Here is a 14893-nt window from a genome sequence, read left to right on the forward strand (position 1 = left end):
ATGCGATGTTGCATTTGTTGTACTTGGTATTAGCACGTGGGGAGATGCGCAGATGACCATACTCAGAAAAAAATTGACGCTGTGTCTTCGTGAAATTCTGTTCGGAGGTGTCACGCTTGCATGCCTTGCGCCGAATTTTGCGGCGGCGACAGAATCGCCTGATGCGGCAGTGGCAGATACGCCTGCGGCGGCGGCAACGGATGCGAGCGGCGCGACGACCGAACTCGAAAATGTCACCGTCACCGCGCAGAGCCGCACCCAGCAGGTGCAGGACGTACCGATTCCGTTGCAGATCGTTACCGCCAAGGACATCGACAAACTTGCGGTCACCGATCTCAGCAAGATGAACGGTTATATCCCCGGTCTCGTGGTTGGCGGCGATCAACCGACCCAGCCTTCTTATGCGATGCGCGGCATCGGCACCGGCGATTTCGGCGTGGGTTCGGATTCGCCAATCGGCGTTTATGTCGATGGCGTCTACACCGGCAAGACCGGCGGCGCGCTCATGAACTTCAATGACGTGCAGCGCATCGAGGTTTTGAAAGGACCGCAGGGCACTTTGTTCGGACGCAACAGCGCCGGTGGTGCGATCTCGATCATCACCAACGAACCTTCGGATAAATGGCAAGAACAGGCGCGCGTGCGCTTTGGCGATTATGGCCTGCGCTACATCGATGGCGTGTTGAATGCGCCGATCAATCAGGACATGGCGCTGCGTTTCAGTTTCGTCAACAACCAGAGTGACGGCTGGCTCAAGGATGCCGCGAGTGGCCAGCGTTACGAAGGCCAGCACGACTGGGGTACACGCGCGGCGTTCCGCTGGAATGCGCCAGGCGATACCCAGATTCTGTTGACCTGGGAACACGAAAAACTCGATCAGCCGGCGCGTCCCGCGATTGGTCTGGTGGCGATGCCGCCAGCGCCCGGCGTGCCGACGCTCGGTGCCGATCCTGATACCTATCTTGATCCGCTCAAGGCGCCGGTCTACAACAACGTGATCGACGGTGGTGAGCGTCGCCGCTTTGATGGTGTGACCTTGCGCATCGAACATCCGTTCGGTTGGGCTGATTTCACCTCGACCACTGCGTGGCGCAATTTCGACAGCTACAACCGCGAGAGCGACAGCGGTACCAATCGCATTCAGACCTATTTCGACACCACCAATATCGAGAGCAATACGACCTGGTCGCAGGAGTTCAAGTTGTCGGGTGAAACCTCACGCGCGAACTGGGTCGCTGGCGCGAGTTTCTTCAAGGAAAAAGCTGAACAATCGAGCCAGCTGAATTTTTTCACTGACACCATCGATACCTTGCTCAGCAATAATCCGCAGGTCGGTTTTCCGTTGGTCGGCACGCTCAGTCAGGTGTATGGCTCGGTCGGGCTGCCGAGCCTGCTTGGCGATCCGTGGCAGGAATCGATTTTCAACCACGGCGACTACAAGGCGCAGGCCTTGTACGGCGATGTGATCTGGCATCTCACCGATCGTCTGAACCTCACCACCGGAGTGCGCTTCACGCATGACGAAAAAGAGTTCAGCTGGTACAACCCGTTGCGCAAAGCACCCGGACTCGATGCGGCGATTGCCGCGGCGACCGCCGCCGGACTTGATCCAGCCAGCGCGTTGGTTGCGACCGGGTTTTTCACGCCCGATCAAGCCGCGCAGCTCGCGCCGATCCTCAGCAACAATATCGAGTTCAACACGCTCGCATCGAGCGCCAAGCCGCTTGCGCTCAACAACAGCTGGAACGATACCAGCCCGCGCCTCGTGCTCGATTACAAACTCACGCCGGAGATGATGATCTACGCCTCGGCGACCAAGGGTTACCAGGCTGGCGGCTTCAACAGCGTGCAGGTCGGCTCCACCTACCAGCCGGAAAACGTCAAGAATTACGAGGCCGGCATCAAGAGTTATTTTCCCGATTACCACTTGCTGTTGAATGCGTCGATTTATTACTACAAGTTCTCGAACCTGCAATCGCTGACCCTCGTGCAAGATGTCAACAACGGCTTGCCGCTGTATCTCGTCACGAGCAGCGATCAGGATGCAAAAGGACTCGAGCTCGAAGCGCACTGGCAGGCGAGTGAAGGTTTGCGGCTGAACTTTACCTCGGCGTATATCGACGCACGCTACAAGGATTTTGTCGACAGCAACCAGATCGATCTGAGTGGTCAGCCGACCGGCGAACCTTCGTTCTCGGCCGCCGCAGGCATGGATTATGTCTGGCGCAATGTCGCTGGCGGCGCTATCGATTTCACGCTGCAACACGCGCATCGCGGCAAGACCCGCTGCAATGCTGCATCGCCGCTGCAGGGCAATTGTCTGGTCACGCCATCGTTCAAACTCGGCACCGCGCAGGAGCGCACCGATATGCGCATTGCGTGGAATTCCGACAGTAACATCTGGGGTGTAGCCTTGTTCGCCAACAATCTGTTCGACAAACGTTACGTCACCGGCATCAACAATATTTCGACCAGCACGATTGGCACGCCGTTTGCGAGCATCAGCCCGCCGCGCATGTATGGCGTTGAGTTAAGCGCAAAATTCTAGAGCTGGTGCAATATCTTACTGCGCGACCCTGATCGAGATTCATGCGCTGCTCGAAATGCTCACATACGAAAAGTATGCTCCGCTTTCTGTGCTGCTCTTCACCTCGCTGAGGGCCGCTCGCTACAGATATTGAACAAATTTTTTCAGGCTTTTTTGGCCTCCAACACGGGTCAGCAGTTTGCTGACCCGCTTTTTTTTGCGGCGGCGCGCAGCGCCGGGTAATTTCCCGACGGTGATGGCAACAAGCCGCATGGCTTTCCTCGCGGCGCAGCCTGGGTTACGCTGGAAAGCTGACTTTGACACGTTGACCACTCATGCAAGAACAATACGATCCGCAAGCGGTGGAAACCGCGGCGCAAAAACACTGGAACGACACGCGCGCCTTCGAGGTTAGCGAGGATAAGTCCAAGCCGAAATTCTATTGCCTGAGCATGCTGCCGTATCCGAGCGGCGCGCTGCATATGGGGCATGTGCGCAATTACACCATCGGCGATGTGATCAGCCGTTACCAGCGCATGCTTGGCAAAAACGTGCTGCAGCCGATGGGCTGGGATGCGTTTGGCCTGCCCGCGGAAAACGCCGCGATCAAGAACAATACCGCGCCGGCCAAGTGGACCTACGCCAATATCGAGCATATGCGCACGCAGTTGCAGCGCCTCGGTTTTGCGTATGACTGGACGCGCGAATTCGCCACCTGCCAGCCCGAGTATTACCGCTGGGAACAGCAGATGTTTACGCGGCTGTACAAAAAAGGTCTGGTGTATCGCAAGAATTCGGTAGTGAACTGGGATCCGATCGATCAGACCGTACTCGCCAACGAGCAGGTCATCGACGGTCGCGGCTGGCGTTCCGGTGCACTGGTCGAGCGCCGCGAAATTCCGCAGTGGTTTTTGAAAATCACCGCGTATGCGCAGGAATTGCTCGACGAACTTGATCATCTGCCGGGCTGGCCGGATGCGGTCAAGACCATGCAGCGCAACTGGATCGGACGTTCGGAAGGGCTGGAAATCCAGTTCGCCGTGGAAGGTGCCGCCGAGCCGCTTACCGTGTTCACAACGCGCCCGGATACGCTGATGGGCGTGACGTTTGTCTCGGTCGCGGCCGAACATCCGCTCGCGTTGCAAGCCGCAAAAAACAATCCCGAGATTGCTGCGTTCATTGAAGAATGTCGCCGTGGCGGCACGGCCGAAGCCGATCTCGACACGCAGGAAAAGAAAGGCATCTACACCGGCATCGATGCGATCCATCCGCTCAGTGGCGAAAAGATTCCGGTGTGGATCGCGAATTTCGTGCTCATGAATTACGGCACGGGCGCGGTGATGGCCGTACCCGGACACGATCAGCGCGATTGGGAATTTGCGACCAAGTACGATCTGTTCATCAAGATGGTGATCGTCAGCGACGGCGTGCGTGATGCGATCCGCGGCCTCGGCAACGATGCGCGCAACAATAGCGATCCGATGAGCGCGGCGCTCGGCGAAAGTGCCGCGATCGGTGTGGTCGAGGCCGGCGGTGAGATCGGTATTCTCGAGCAGTTTGAAAACAGCATCGTCACCGAAGGCGCGTTCCTCGACTACGGCACGCTGGTCAATTCCGGCGAATACGACGGCATGGATTTCCGCGGCGCATTCGATGCGATCGCGGCGCGTTTCGAGCGCGATGGCAAAGGCCAGCGCCGCGTGAATTTCCGTCTGCGCGATTGGGGCGTGAGCCGCCAGCGGTATTGGGGTTGCCCGATCCCGATCATTTACTGCGCCAAGTGCGATGCGGTGCCGGTGCCGGAAGATCAACTGCCGGTGGTGCTGCCTGAAGACGTGGCTTTCAGCGGTGTGCAATCGCCGATCAAGGCCGATCCCGAGTGGCGCAAAACGACGTGCCCGCAATGCGGCGGCCCGGCCGAACGCGAAACCGATACCTTCGATACCTTCATGGAATCGAGCTGGTATTACGCTCGCTACACGAGTCCCGGTGCACAGGCGCAAGTCGATGAACGCGCCAACTACTGGCTGCCGGTCGATCAATACGTCGGCGGCATCGAACACGCGATTCTGCATCTGCTTTATTTCCGTTTTTATCACAAGTTGCTGCGTGACGCGGGCCTCGTGAGCAGCAACGAACCTGCGACGAATCTGCTGTGTCAGGGCATGGTGATCGCTGAGACGTTCTACCGTGAAGAAGCCAACGGCGCGAAGCACTGGTTCAATCCGACCGAGGTGGAAATCGCGCGCGACGAGAAAGGTCGTGTCGTCGGCGCGACCTTGATCAGCGACAAACAACCGGTGCAGATCGGCGGCATCGAGAAAATGTCGAAGTCGAAAAACAACGGTATCGATCCGGTTACGATGGTCGAGAAATTCGGCGCCGACACAGTGCGCCTGTTCTCGATGTTTGCCGCGCCGCCGGAACATTCGCTGGACTGGCGCGAGGCTGGTGTCGAAGGCATGTCGCGATTCCTGCGGCGTCTGTGGCGCGATCTGCATGCGCACGTCGCGCAGCCGGATCATCCCGAAGTTGATCCTGCGATTTTGGATGCTGCGCAGAAAACCTTGCGTCGTCAGGTGCATGAAACCATCGCCAAGGTGTCCGACGATTTTGGTCGACGCCTGTCGTTCAACACCGCGATCGCAGCGCTGATGGAATTGCTCAACGCGTTGGCCAAGTTCGACGACATGAGCGATCAAGGTCGCGCCGTGCGCCACGAAGCCTTCGAGGCGATCGTGTTACTGCTCAATCCGATCACGCCGCATATCTGTCACGCGCTGTGGCAGCACCTCGGCCATGCCGAGGCGATCATCACACAGGCGTGGCCGACGTTCGATGCCGAGGCCCTGAAAAAAGATGCGATCACGCTCGCGGTGCAGATCAACGGCAAGCTACGCGGTCAGATCGAAGTGGCGGTCAACACATCGCGCGAAGAGATCGAGCAGGCGGCGCTGACACAATCCGATGTCGTCCGTTTCCTCGCCGGCGCGCTGCCGAAAAAGATCATCGTGGTGCCGGGCAAGATCGTCAATATCGTGGTTTGACGCGCGAATCAGAAGCCGGGCTGCGAGCCTCAAGAGGATTCGTTTTGCGGTCATTCCCATGCCGGCGGGAATGACTGCAACAGCGCTAACCAGGCATCAGCCCGATTTTCGTTTCCCTGCAATGTTGATGCGAGAGTAGACTCCAGCGACCATCAGACTGGGGAGTTATGACATGGTTTCGCTCGCACAACTTTGGTTGCCGATTCTGCTTTCTGCCGTCTTCGTTTTTTTCGCCAGCAGCGTGTTCAACATGCTGCTGAAGTTCTGGCACGTACCCGACTATCGTGGCTTCTCCAACGAGGAAGAAGTCAGCGCCGCGATACGCAATGCCAATGCCAGTGCTGGCATGTACATGATTCCGTATTGCACCTCCGGTGATATGAAAAAGCCCGAGACGCGCGAGAAATTTCGGCGCGGTCCGGTCGGCGCCATTTTTCTGCGCCAACCCGGCGAGATGAATATGGGCGCCTCACTCGGTCAGTGGTTTGTGTTTTGCCTGCTGGTTTCATTCCTGTGCGCCTGTCTCGCCAGCTCGGTGCTGGGCACCGCGGCGCCGTTTGCCAATGTATTTCATCTGGTCGCACTCGGCGCATTCATGGCGTATGCGCTCGGTACGTTGCCGAATGGCATCTGGTGGGGGCATCCGTGGCGCAGCGTGCTTAAATATGCGATCGACGGGTTGATCTACGCGCTTATCGCGGGTGCCACGTTTGCCTGGCTTTGGCCGCGATAGAAACCCTGCGCATAACCGGATAGCGATACACCGAATGAGGCAACGTCTGGCGTGAGCCACACAGAAGTCGCGCCAGACGTTATCATTCGCCAAACCGCCGATCCGGAATGTCCATGTTGAAAAATCTCTCGTTGTTGTCCCTGTTGGCGCTGACCTTGGTCGGCTGCGGATTTCAGCTGCGCGGCGAGGCTCAATTGCCACCGGGCATGCAGCGCGTGATTGTGGTATCGGCGGATGCGTTCAGTCCGCTCAAGCGCAACCTCGAAGATTCGTTGCGGCGCTCGGGTGCCACGGTCGAAGAAAAATCCGGCGACGGCATCGCCGAGCTCAAGTTACCGGTCGTCACGATCAGCCCGGAAGTCTCATCTGTCGGCATCGCCCAGCACGTGCGCGAATTCGTTATGGTCTATCACGTCGAGCTTGAAGTCGTGAACTCCGAAGGCAAGATCATCGTGCCGAAACAGACCGTCGAACTCACGCGTGACTTCACGTTCGACGACACTCAGGCGCTTGGCATCGGCGTCGAACAGGACGAGCTCAAACGCCAGATGCAACGCGATATGGTGCAGTCGGTGATGCGCCGCATCGAAGCCGTCGGCAAGTCTGCTGCTGCGCATTGATGCGATAGCCCCAGCGTCGTAGTCACAGCTTTTTCGCCGCATGTCGATCAGCCTCGCACAACTTCATAAACACCTGACTGGCGACACGTTGCGCCCGATATATCTGCTCGCCGGCGAGGAGCACTTGCTGTTGCTCGAAGCCGCCGATGCGATTCGCGTGCGCGCGCGTGCACTCGGATTCACCGAGCGCGAGGTGATCGATCTCGAAGCCAACGGCGACTGGAATGAGCTCAGCATGGCCGCATCGGCGATGTCGTTGTTCGCCACGCGCAAGGTCATCGACCTGCGCCTGCCCAGCGGCAAACCCGGCAAGGATGGCGCTGCGGCAATTATCGAATATTGCGAAAATCCGCCGCCCGATACTGTCTTGCTGATCACCAGCACGCAGTGGAGCAAGGCGCATGAAACGGCGTGGGTCGCGGCGCTTGAAAAGGCCGGTTTGTTCGTGCCGTGCTGGCCGATCAAACTCGGTGAATTGCCGGCATGGATCGAGCAGCGTATGGCGTCGCGCGGCCTCAACGCGAATCGCGATGCGGCGGCGTTATTGGCCGAGCGCGTCGAAGGAAATCTGCTCGCGGCCGCACAGGAAATCGACAAGCTCGTATTGCTGCGCGGGCCGGGTACGATCGACGTTGCGGCGATGGAAGATTTGGTCGCCGACAGCGCGCGTTTTGATGCGTTCAAGCTCACCGATGCCGCGTGCAGCGGCGACGGCGAACGTTGCCTGCGCATCCTTGCCGGCTTGCGTGCCGAGGGCGAACAAGTACCGCCGCTGCTCGGCTGGATCTTGAATCAACTGCAACTGCTGGCGCGTTTATCGGCACAATCGGCCAATCTTTCCGCAGCGTTTAGTAGCGAGCGTGTCTGGCCCGCGCGGCAAGGCATGTACCGCAAGGCGCTCGGCCGCAGTGATCGCAGCCATTGGGAACGCTGCCTGCGCCAGGCCACGCGTATCGATCGCATCAGCAAGGGCCGCGGCGCGGGTGATGCATGGCTAGAACTCGAACGTCTGCTCGTGGCGATGGCACAGCCGCGCGCGGCGCGACTGCTCGCCAGTTGAGTTTTGTCGTGAGCGCGCAGCGGCCTCTCGCCTTGCTCGGCGGTACGTTCGATCCGATCCATCTTGGCCACCTGCGCGTGGCGTGGGAGGCCGCCGAGGCGCTTGATGCCGATGTGCATCTGCTGCTCGCGCATGAGCCGCCGCATCGGCCCGCGCCCGTCGCGAGTGTCGAGCAACGGGTTGCTATTTTGCGCGCCGCGCTTGCGGGGCAGCAACGACTGCACATCGATCTGCGCGAGCTGCGTCGTACTGGGCCGTCGTATAGCATCGATACGCTGATCGAAGTGCGTGCCGAGATCGGTCCGCAACGCAGCCTGATCCTGCTGCTCGGCGCCGATGCGTTTGCCGGATTGCCGGGCTGGCATCGCTGGCAGGAATTGTTCGATCTGGCGCATATCGTCGTGCTCACGCGCCCTGGCGTGGCCGCGGCGCTCGGCGCGGAGCTGCAAACGCAAGTGCTGGCGCACGAGGTGGATACGGCGCAAATCCTCGCGACGCGCACGGCCGGCGCGATATTCCATTTGCCGGTCACGCCTCTGGATATTTCCGCCACGCAGATCCGTCAATTGCTGCGCGATGGCCACGAACCGCGCTATTTGCTGCCCGATGTTTTGCTGGCCGATCCGAGCTTGCTCGACGCCTATCGGCTCGGCGCCGGCAATTAGTTTGCCTCGAAAGTCGGCTCGCAACGATGCTGGTTTTGCTGAACCACACGCGAAAATCCGTTCATGCCCGCAGGCCGGAACCGACGCATTTCAGCCATCGTCACTTCCGCCACCGGCAAATCAGCGTATATTGGTGCCGCCCGGTCAGCCGAGTTCTGCGGCCGGTTTAATCAAAACACAGAGGTAATACCCGCTTGGCAACTGCAGCGAAAGCCAGTCCGAAAACAAAAGCCCGCCCCCGTATCAAGGCGCCTGTCGACCAGGCCGAGCATCTGCGATTGCAGGTCATCAAGGCGGTGGAAGATCTCAAAGCGAAAGACGTGCGTGAGATCGATGTACGCGGCAAAACATCCGTCACCGATCTCATGGTGATCGCGAGCGGCACATCCAGCCGACACGTGCGCTCCATCGCCGATGAAGTGCTCAAGCTCGCCAAGCAGATTGGCGTGGTGCCGATCGGCGTGGAAGGTCAGCGCGAAGCCGAATGGGTACTCGTCGATCTCGGCGACATCGTTGTGCATGTGATGCTGCCGAGAGTGCGCGAGTTTTACGCGCTGGAACGTCTGTGGACGGTTGGCGACGATATGCCGGAATCTGCTGCGTTGAATTGAGGTTCGGCGCGTGCTTTTGCGATCCACTCGTGATCAGAACGTCATGGCCGAATGGCGAAGACGCAATGTCGAATATCGCGCGAAATCCTTTTGGCTTTGGTTCCCATTCTTCGGTGGTTTGCTGTTGTTTCTGGGTTGCTTTTTATACTCGCCCGGAATGCTCCCATACGTACTCGGTTTCGAAGCCATCAATTTGCTGATGATAGGTTTCTACCTTTCACGATACTCATCAGAACTGCTCAGGTGTCCGCATTGCGAAGAGTGTCCTTTCAGTGTTTATGGCGCTCGACAGTTGCGAGATTATTGTCGCAAATGCGGCTACTGGCTTTCAGATGATATCAGCGGGATTTTTGGTATTCGCTGATCGCGGCGCGGCGCGAGCATATATGCGATCTACGTTTCGTAAACGCCAATCGACCCTTCGCGCAATTTCACTTTGAAATGCGCGCCCGCCTGATCTCCATCGGTGAACGCATGCCAGCGTGGGTTGCCGCAGGTGTGGCCGAATACAGCAAACGCCTCAGTCATGATCTGCCGCTCGATGTAATCGAGATCGCGCTAGGCGCACGCGGCAAAGGCCGCGACCTCGCACGTGCGATTAGCGACGAAGGCGCAGCGATGCTTGCGGCGATTCCGAAAGGCGCACATGTGATCGCGCTCGATGGTCGTGGCAGTGTCTGGAGCAGCGAGCATCTTGCCGAACAACTCGCACGCTGGCGCATGCTCGGCCAGGATCTCGTATTTCTGATCGGCGGCCCCGATGGTCTGGCACCCGATGCACTGGCGCGCGCCAATCAGCGTTGGTCGCTCGGTCCGCTGACCTTGCCGCATCCGATCGTGCGCATCGTGCTGGCCGAACAGTTGTATCGCGCCGTGAGCCAGCTCGGCAATCATCCGTATCATCGCGGCGGCTGAGCGCGCCGCGTTTGATTTATACGCGTCCGGCGCTTATGCCAGCGGATCTTCCTTGATCTTCAGTGCGATCCCGTCCTTGCCGCGATTCGTCGCGATTTCGCGATAACCGAGATCCTTGAACGGTTGCGTCGCATCCCACGCAATCGCGGCCTTTTTTGGCACCGATCCCGCCACCGGCAGCGGCCACATCAACGACTCCGCGGCATAGTGCTTGATGTGTCCCGTGGCGTGTTCGTGCAGTTGATGGATATGACCGTAGAACACGGTGACGTTGGCGAATGGCATGAGCATTTCGATGACCTTGTCGCCGTTGCGTGTGGCCCAATCCCACGACGGCATGAGGTCGAACAAAGGGCGATGCGTGAGCACAACGATCGGCGTATTTTTCGGATGTTTGGTAAGGTCCGCCGCGAGCCATTCGAGCTGTGCCGGCGCGATGCCGAGCGCCGCATTGGTGACGTTGTCGATCACGACAAAATGGATGCCTTTGTGATCGAAGCTATAGTGCAACGCGCCGAAAAATTCCTGATAGGCCTCGCCTTTGTCGGCGGTCGCGTCGTGCTCGCCGGGCAGGTAGCGTACGTCCTTGCATTTGAGCGTGCGTGCGATCTCGCGAAACTCGTGCATGCGGCGCCGACGCTCGACCGGGTCATCCGTGACCTGCGTGAGATCGCCGGTGAACACGACAAAATCCGGCGCCGGTTTTAGCTTGTTCACCGCAGCGATCGAACGCTGCAGGCTGGTCGCGAATTCGGGGTTGATCTTGGCATCGGTAAAGCCCCAATGCACATCCGACAACTGCACGAAATAAAAATCCTGCGATGCGGCGCGCGCGATGCCGGTCAGACCGGAGGCGAATACCACACCGCCTAGTGCGGCGATTTCAAGAAACTGGCGACGATTGATCGGGTGATTCATGGTGGTGCTCCGCTGCTGGGTCGACAACGGACTCAACCGACGCTTGCCAAGATTTATTCCCGTGCGTTTTCGCGGTAAAAATGCACGGAAATAAATTTCATACCATTGCAGTTACAGTAGTCGAATGATCGATCAACCGTCGAAACCCGCAGCGGATGCCGCACAGCACGCCGATGCGATGCGCCGCTTCAACCAAAGCGTGCTACCGCATCTCGATGCGGCGCACAACCTTGCGCGCTGGTTGACCGGTCATGCCAGCGACGCGCAGGACGTGACGCAGGAAGCGCTGTTGCGCGCGTTTCGTTTTATCGACGGTTTTCACGGCAGCGATGCACGCGCGTGGTTGCTCACGATCGTGCGACATGCGGCGTACAGCTGGCTCGAACGGCATCGTCCGCAACAACTCGCGGCGGTGCCGGAAACCGCGCTGGATGCTGCCGAGCAGAGTGGTGCGATCGAACCAGCGCCGAGTCCGGAAAATATACTGAGCGATCAACACGCGCATGCGCTGCTGCTCGAATTGATGAATGAATTGCCGTTGCCGTTTCGCGAGGTGCTGGTGTTGCGCGAATTGGAAGAACTGAGCTATCGCGAGATCGCTGCGGTCACCGACTTGCCGATCGGCACGGTGATGTCGCGGCTTGCACGTGCGCGTCTGCAACTGCGCGCGGCATGGACGCGGCGCGGACTCGAGGAGACAAGTCATGGACTGTAAAACGCTGGCGTCATTGCTGGATGTATATGTCGATGGCGAAACCGATCTGACGCAGACGCTGCTGATCGAGCAGCATCTCGCGGATTGCGTCGCCTGCAAGGCGCGCAAGCAGGCGCTAGCCGACTGGCGCGCGATGATCCGCAAGGCCGCGTATTTCCCGGCGCCTGCCGGGCTGCGCGAGCGCCTTGAAGCCGCGTTGCAAGGTTCGATCGAGCACGTGCAAATTGAAATTGCCGCGCCGATCCATAAAACAGTGCCGCTGCTCCCGTCCATGCCGCGTGTGGCTCGGCGTCATCGCCATTTTGGTCAGCGCTGGATGGCCGGATTCGCCAGCGTTGCGGCGTTGCTGTTGTTCGCGCTGAATCTGAACTGGTATCTGCGCCAGCCGAATGCCGAAACGCGTCTCGCCACCGAGCTCGTCGCGGCACACGTGCGCTCGCAGCTCGCGGCGCACCTGACTGATGTGGTGTCTTCGGATCAGCACACCGTGAAACCTTGGTTCAACGGCCGGATTGATATCGCGCCGCCGGCGATCGATCTCGCCGCACAGGGTTATGCCTTGATCGGTGGTCGTCTTGATTACATCGCCGGGCACGGCACGGCGGCGCTGGTGTATCGTCATCACGAGCATGTGTTGAATGTTTTTGTATTGCCAGCGGGCGCGGTGCCAGCCGATGCCAAGCCAGAGGCTTCGTCGTTGCAGGGTTTCCATCTGTTGCGTTGGGCGCAATCCGGCCTGGTGTTGTGGGTGATTTCGGATGCGAGCGAAAGCACGTTGCAGGGTTTTGCCGAGGCGTTCAAGCAGACTGCGCCCTGAGTTTTTCGGTTAATCCGAAAAGATTTCCGCGTGCTATTTTATTGGCCTTGATTCAGCTCGGCGAATATGGACTCATGCTTTATCTCGCTTCGCAATCGCCGCGTCGACGCCAGTTACTCGAACAGCTCGGCGTGCAATTTACTGTGCTCGATGTCGATGTGCCGGAAGTGCGCGCGATCGGCGAACCGGCGCACGACTACATCAGTCGCGTTGCGCATGAGAAAGCCGGTGCGGGTCTGCTGCAAGTGATCGGTAATGCCGGCGCGCGCGTGCTCGGTGCGGATACCGAAGTCGTGCTCGGCGATCACGTGTTCGGCAAACCGAATGACGCGGCGCAGGCCAGCGCGATGTTGCGCGAATTGGCTGGGCGCACGCATCACGCTGTCACAGCGGTATGGTTGGTCGATAGTGGCCGTGAGGCCCGCGCAATCAGTGTCTCCGAAGTTACATTTGCCGATCTCGACGAGGCTGCAATCGCCGCCTACGTCGCCACCGGCGAGCCGTTTGGTCGGGCCGGCGGTTACGCAATCCAGGGCCGTGCGGGTGCGTTCGTGCGCCACCTGAGTGGCAGTTATTCGGGCGTGATGGGCCTACCGTTGTTCGAGACAGCACGGTTGCTGCGCGAGTTTTAATCAGCCTGCAGCTACACCGCCGAGTGTACTAATTCCGCGGTATTCGACAAGTTCAGCCAGTCCCGGCTATAAACCTTCCATTGAAGCTTTATTGATGGCGAATCGTGTCTGAGGAAATCCTGATCAACGTCACCCCGCGCGAAACGCGCGTCGCGGTGGTCGAAAACGGCATGCTGCAGGAAATGCATGTCGAACGTGCGCTGAAACGCGGTTATGTCGGCAATGTCTACAAAGGTCGCGTGTCGCGCGTGATGCCCGGCATGCAGGCGGCGTTTGTCGAAATTGGCTTGGGTCGTGCGGCGTTTTTGCATGCCTCGGATATTTTCCGCGCGCCAACCGCGTTGCCGGTCGATGGCGTCGAAAACGGCTCGTCCGCGACGCCGGTGCCGCCGATCAACGAGCTGCTGCACGAAGGCCAGGAAGTGGTTGTGCAGGTGGTCAAGGATCCAATCGGCAGCAAGGGCGCACGCCTGACTACCCACCTGTCGATTCCGTCGCGTTATCTGGTGCTGCTGCCGTATAGCAAGGTGCTCGGCGTATCGGTGCGCATCGAGGACGAAACCGAACGGGCGCGGCTGAAAGAAATGCTCGTCGCGCTCGCGGCCGAGGGCGGCATCGGTTACATCGTGCGCACCAATGCCGAGGGCCAGACCAGCGAAGCACTGGCCGAAGATATCGATTATCTCGGCAAGCTGTGGATCGCATTGCGCGAAAACATCAAGCGCACCCAGGTTGGCCAGTGCATCTATGAAGATCTCGCCTTGCCGCTGCGTGCATTGCGCGACCTCATGCGCAAGGATGTCGAGAAAGTGCGTGTCGATTCGCACGAAACGTACGACAAGACGATCCGTTTCGCGCAGCAGTTCATGCCCGAGCTGGTCGAGCGCATCGAGCATTATCCGGGCGAGCGCCCGATCTTCGATCTGTATGGCGTCGAGGACGAAATCCAGCGCGCCTTGAAGAAGGATGTGCCGCTGAAATCTGGCGGCTATCTGATTATTGACCAGACCGAGGCGATGACCACGGTCGATGTGAATACCGGCGCGTTTCTCGGCCATCGCAATCTTGAGGAAACCGTCTACAAGACCAATCTCGAAGCCGCGCAATCGACTGCACGGCAATTGCGCCTGCGCAATCTCGGCGGCATCATCATCATCGATTTTATCGACATGATCGACGAGGAACACAAGCGCCAGGTGTTGCGCATGCTCGAAAAGTCGCTGCTGCGCGATCACGCCAAAACCACCGTCTACGACATCTCGCCGCTCGGCCTAGTCGAGATGACACGCAAGCGCACAACCGAAAGTCTGGAGCGTCAGTTGTGCGAGCCATGCCCGACTTGCAACGGTCGCGGCAGCCTCAAGACTTCGGAAACCGTGACCTACGAAATCTTTCGCGAGATCACACGCGCGGTGCGCCAGTTCGAAGCCGCCACTCTGCTCGTGCTGGCCTCGACCAAGGTGGTCAGCAAGATTCTCGAAGAGGAATCCGTCGCGGTCGCCGAGCTTGAGGAATTCATTGGCAAGACGATTCGTTTCCAGCCCGAAGAAAATTATTCGCAGGAGCAATACGATGTGGTGCTGCTGTAGTTTTCGCGGCAGCGTATCTTGCGGCGGGATGATAGTGTGCGGAG

The 14893-nt window shown here is 59.1% G+C and carries 14 protein-coding genes; 12 read left to right on the forward strand and 2 right to left on the reverse strand.

The window, feature by feature from the left end:
• The first annotated feature begins 52 nt into the window (after positions 1-52).
• Entirely contained in the window at positions 53-2548 is a 2496-nt protein-coding gene (locus ELE36_RS06255) for a TonB-dependent receptor (RefSeq protein WP_129832251.1), read from the forward strand.
• A 120-nt stretch (positions 2549-2668) separates the two neighbouring features.
• Here the strand turns inward: ELE36_RS06255 and ELE36_RS06260 are convergent, their stop codons facing one another.
• The gene (locus ELE36_RS06260; RefSeq protein ID WP_129832252.1) at positions 2669-2851 is read right to left on the reverse strand and encodes a hypothetical protein; all 183 of its coding nucleotides are present in this window, start codon (positions 2849-2851) and stop codon (positions 2669-2671) included.
• 11 nt (positions 2852-2862) lie between these two features.
• Between ELE36_RS06260 and leuS the strand changes: the two genes are divergently transcribed.
• The 7 genes from leuS (at position 2863) to rlmH (ending at position 10178) form a co-directional block, all read left to right on the forward strand.
• On the forward strand, positions 2863-5574 hold the full coding sequence (gene leuS, locus ELE36_RS06265) for a leucine--tRNA ligase (protein WP_129832253.1): 2712 nt from the start codon (positions 2863-2865) through the stop codon (positions 5572-5574).
• A gap of 172 nt (positions 5575-5746) precedes the next feature.
• The gene (locus ELE36_RS06270; RefSeq protein ID WP_129832254.1) at positions 5747-6307 is read left to right on the forward strand and encodes a hypothetical protein; all 561 of its coding nucleotides are present in this window, start codon (positions 5747-5749) and stop codon (positions 6305-6307) included.
• Positions 6308-6420: 113 nt separating this feature from the next.
• A complete protein-coding gene (locus ELE36_RS06275; RefSeq protein WP_165371500.1) occupies positions 6421-6927 on the forward strand; it encodes an LPS-assembly lipoprotein LptE in 507 nt (168 codons plus the stop codon).
• 40 nt (positions 6928-6967) lie between these two features.
• Positions 6968-7987 carry a DNA polymerase III subunit delta gene (holA, locus tag ELE36_RS06280; protein ID WP_129832256.1) on the forward strand — a complete coding sequence of 340 codons (1020 nt, stop codon included), beginning with the start codon at positions 6968-6970 and terminating at the stop codon, positions 7985-7987.
• Positions 7988-7995: 8 nt separating this feature from the next.
• The gene (gene nadD, locus ELE36_RS06285; RefSeq protein WP_242512375.1) at positions 7996-8652 is read left to right on the forward strand and encodes a nicotinate-nucleotide adenylyltransferase; all 657 of its coding nucleotides are present in this window, start codon (positions 7996-7998) and stop codon (positions 8650-8652) included.
• Positions 8653-8894: 242 nt separating this feature from the next.
• Entirely contained in the window at positions 8895-9263 is a 369-nt protein-coding gene (gene rsfS, locus ELE36_RS06290) for a ribosome silencing factor (protein ID WP_129836684.1), read from the forward strand.
• Positions 9264-9704: 441 nt separating this feature from the next.
• On the forward strand, positions 9705-10178 hold the full coding sequence (rlmH, locus tag ELE36_RS06295) for a 23S rRNA (pseudouridine(1915)-N(3))-methyltransferase RlmH (protein WP_129832258.1): 474 nt from the start codon (positions 9705-9707) through the stop codon (positions 10176-10178).
• Positions 10179-10211: 33 nt separating this feature from the next.
• Here the strand turns inward: rlmH and ELE36_RS06300 are convergent, their stop codons facing one another.
• Complete coding sequence (locus ELE36_RS06300; protein ID WP_129832259.1) at positions 10212-11096, reverse strand: metallophosphoesterase family protein; 885 nt, start codon at positions 11094-11096, stop codon at positions 10212-10214.
• A gap of 124 nt (positions 11097-11220) precedes the next feature.
• Here ELE36_RS06300 and ELE36_RS06305 point away from each other — a divergent pair, with 124 nt between their 5' ends.
• From ELE36_RS06305 to rng, 4 genes are all read left to right on the forward strand, one after another.
• Positions 11221-11811, forward strand: coding sequence for a sigma-70 family RNA polymerase sigma factor (locus tag ELE36_RS06305; RefSeq protein ID WP_207215879.1), 591 nt, complete (start codon positions 11221-11223; stop codon positions 11809-11811).
• Positions 11801-12628: an anti-sigma factor family protein gene (locus ELE36_RS06310; RefSeq protein ID WP_129832260.1), complete on the forward strand. Its 828-nt coding sequence runs from the start codon at positions 11801-11803 to the stop codon at positions 12626-12628. Before ELE36_RS06305 ends, ELE36_RS06310 begins: the two co-directional genes overlap by 11 nt.
• A 74-nt stretch (positions 12629-12702) precedes the next feature.
• Positions 12703-13260, forward strand: coding sequence for a Maf family protein (locus ELE36_RS06315; RefSeq protein ID WP_129832261.1), 558 nt, complete (start codon positions 12703-12705; stop codon positions 13258-13260).
• A gap of 104 nt (positions 13261-13364) precedes the next feature.
• Positions 13365-14849, forward strand: a complete 1485-nt coding sequence (gene rng, locus ELE36_RS06320) for a ribonuclease G (protein ID WP_129832262.1) — start codon at positions 13365-13367, stop codon at positions 14847-14849.
• Positions 14850-14893 lie beyond the last annotated feature (44 nt).

Origin of the sequence: Pseudolysobacter antarcticus (genome assembly GCF_004168365.1) — a bacterium.
Taxonomy (GTDB): Bacteria; Pseudomonadota; Gammaproteobacteria; order Xanthomonadales; family Rhodanobacteraceae; genus Pseudolysobacter; species Pseudolysobacter antarcticus.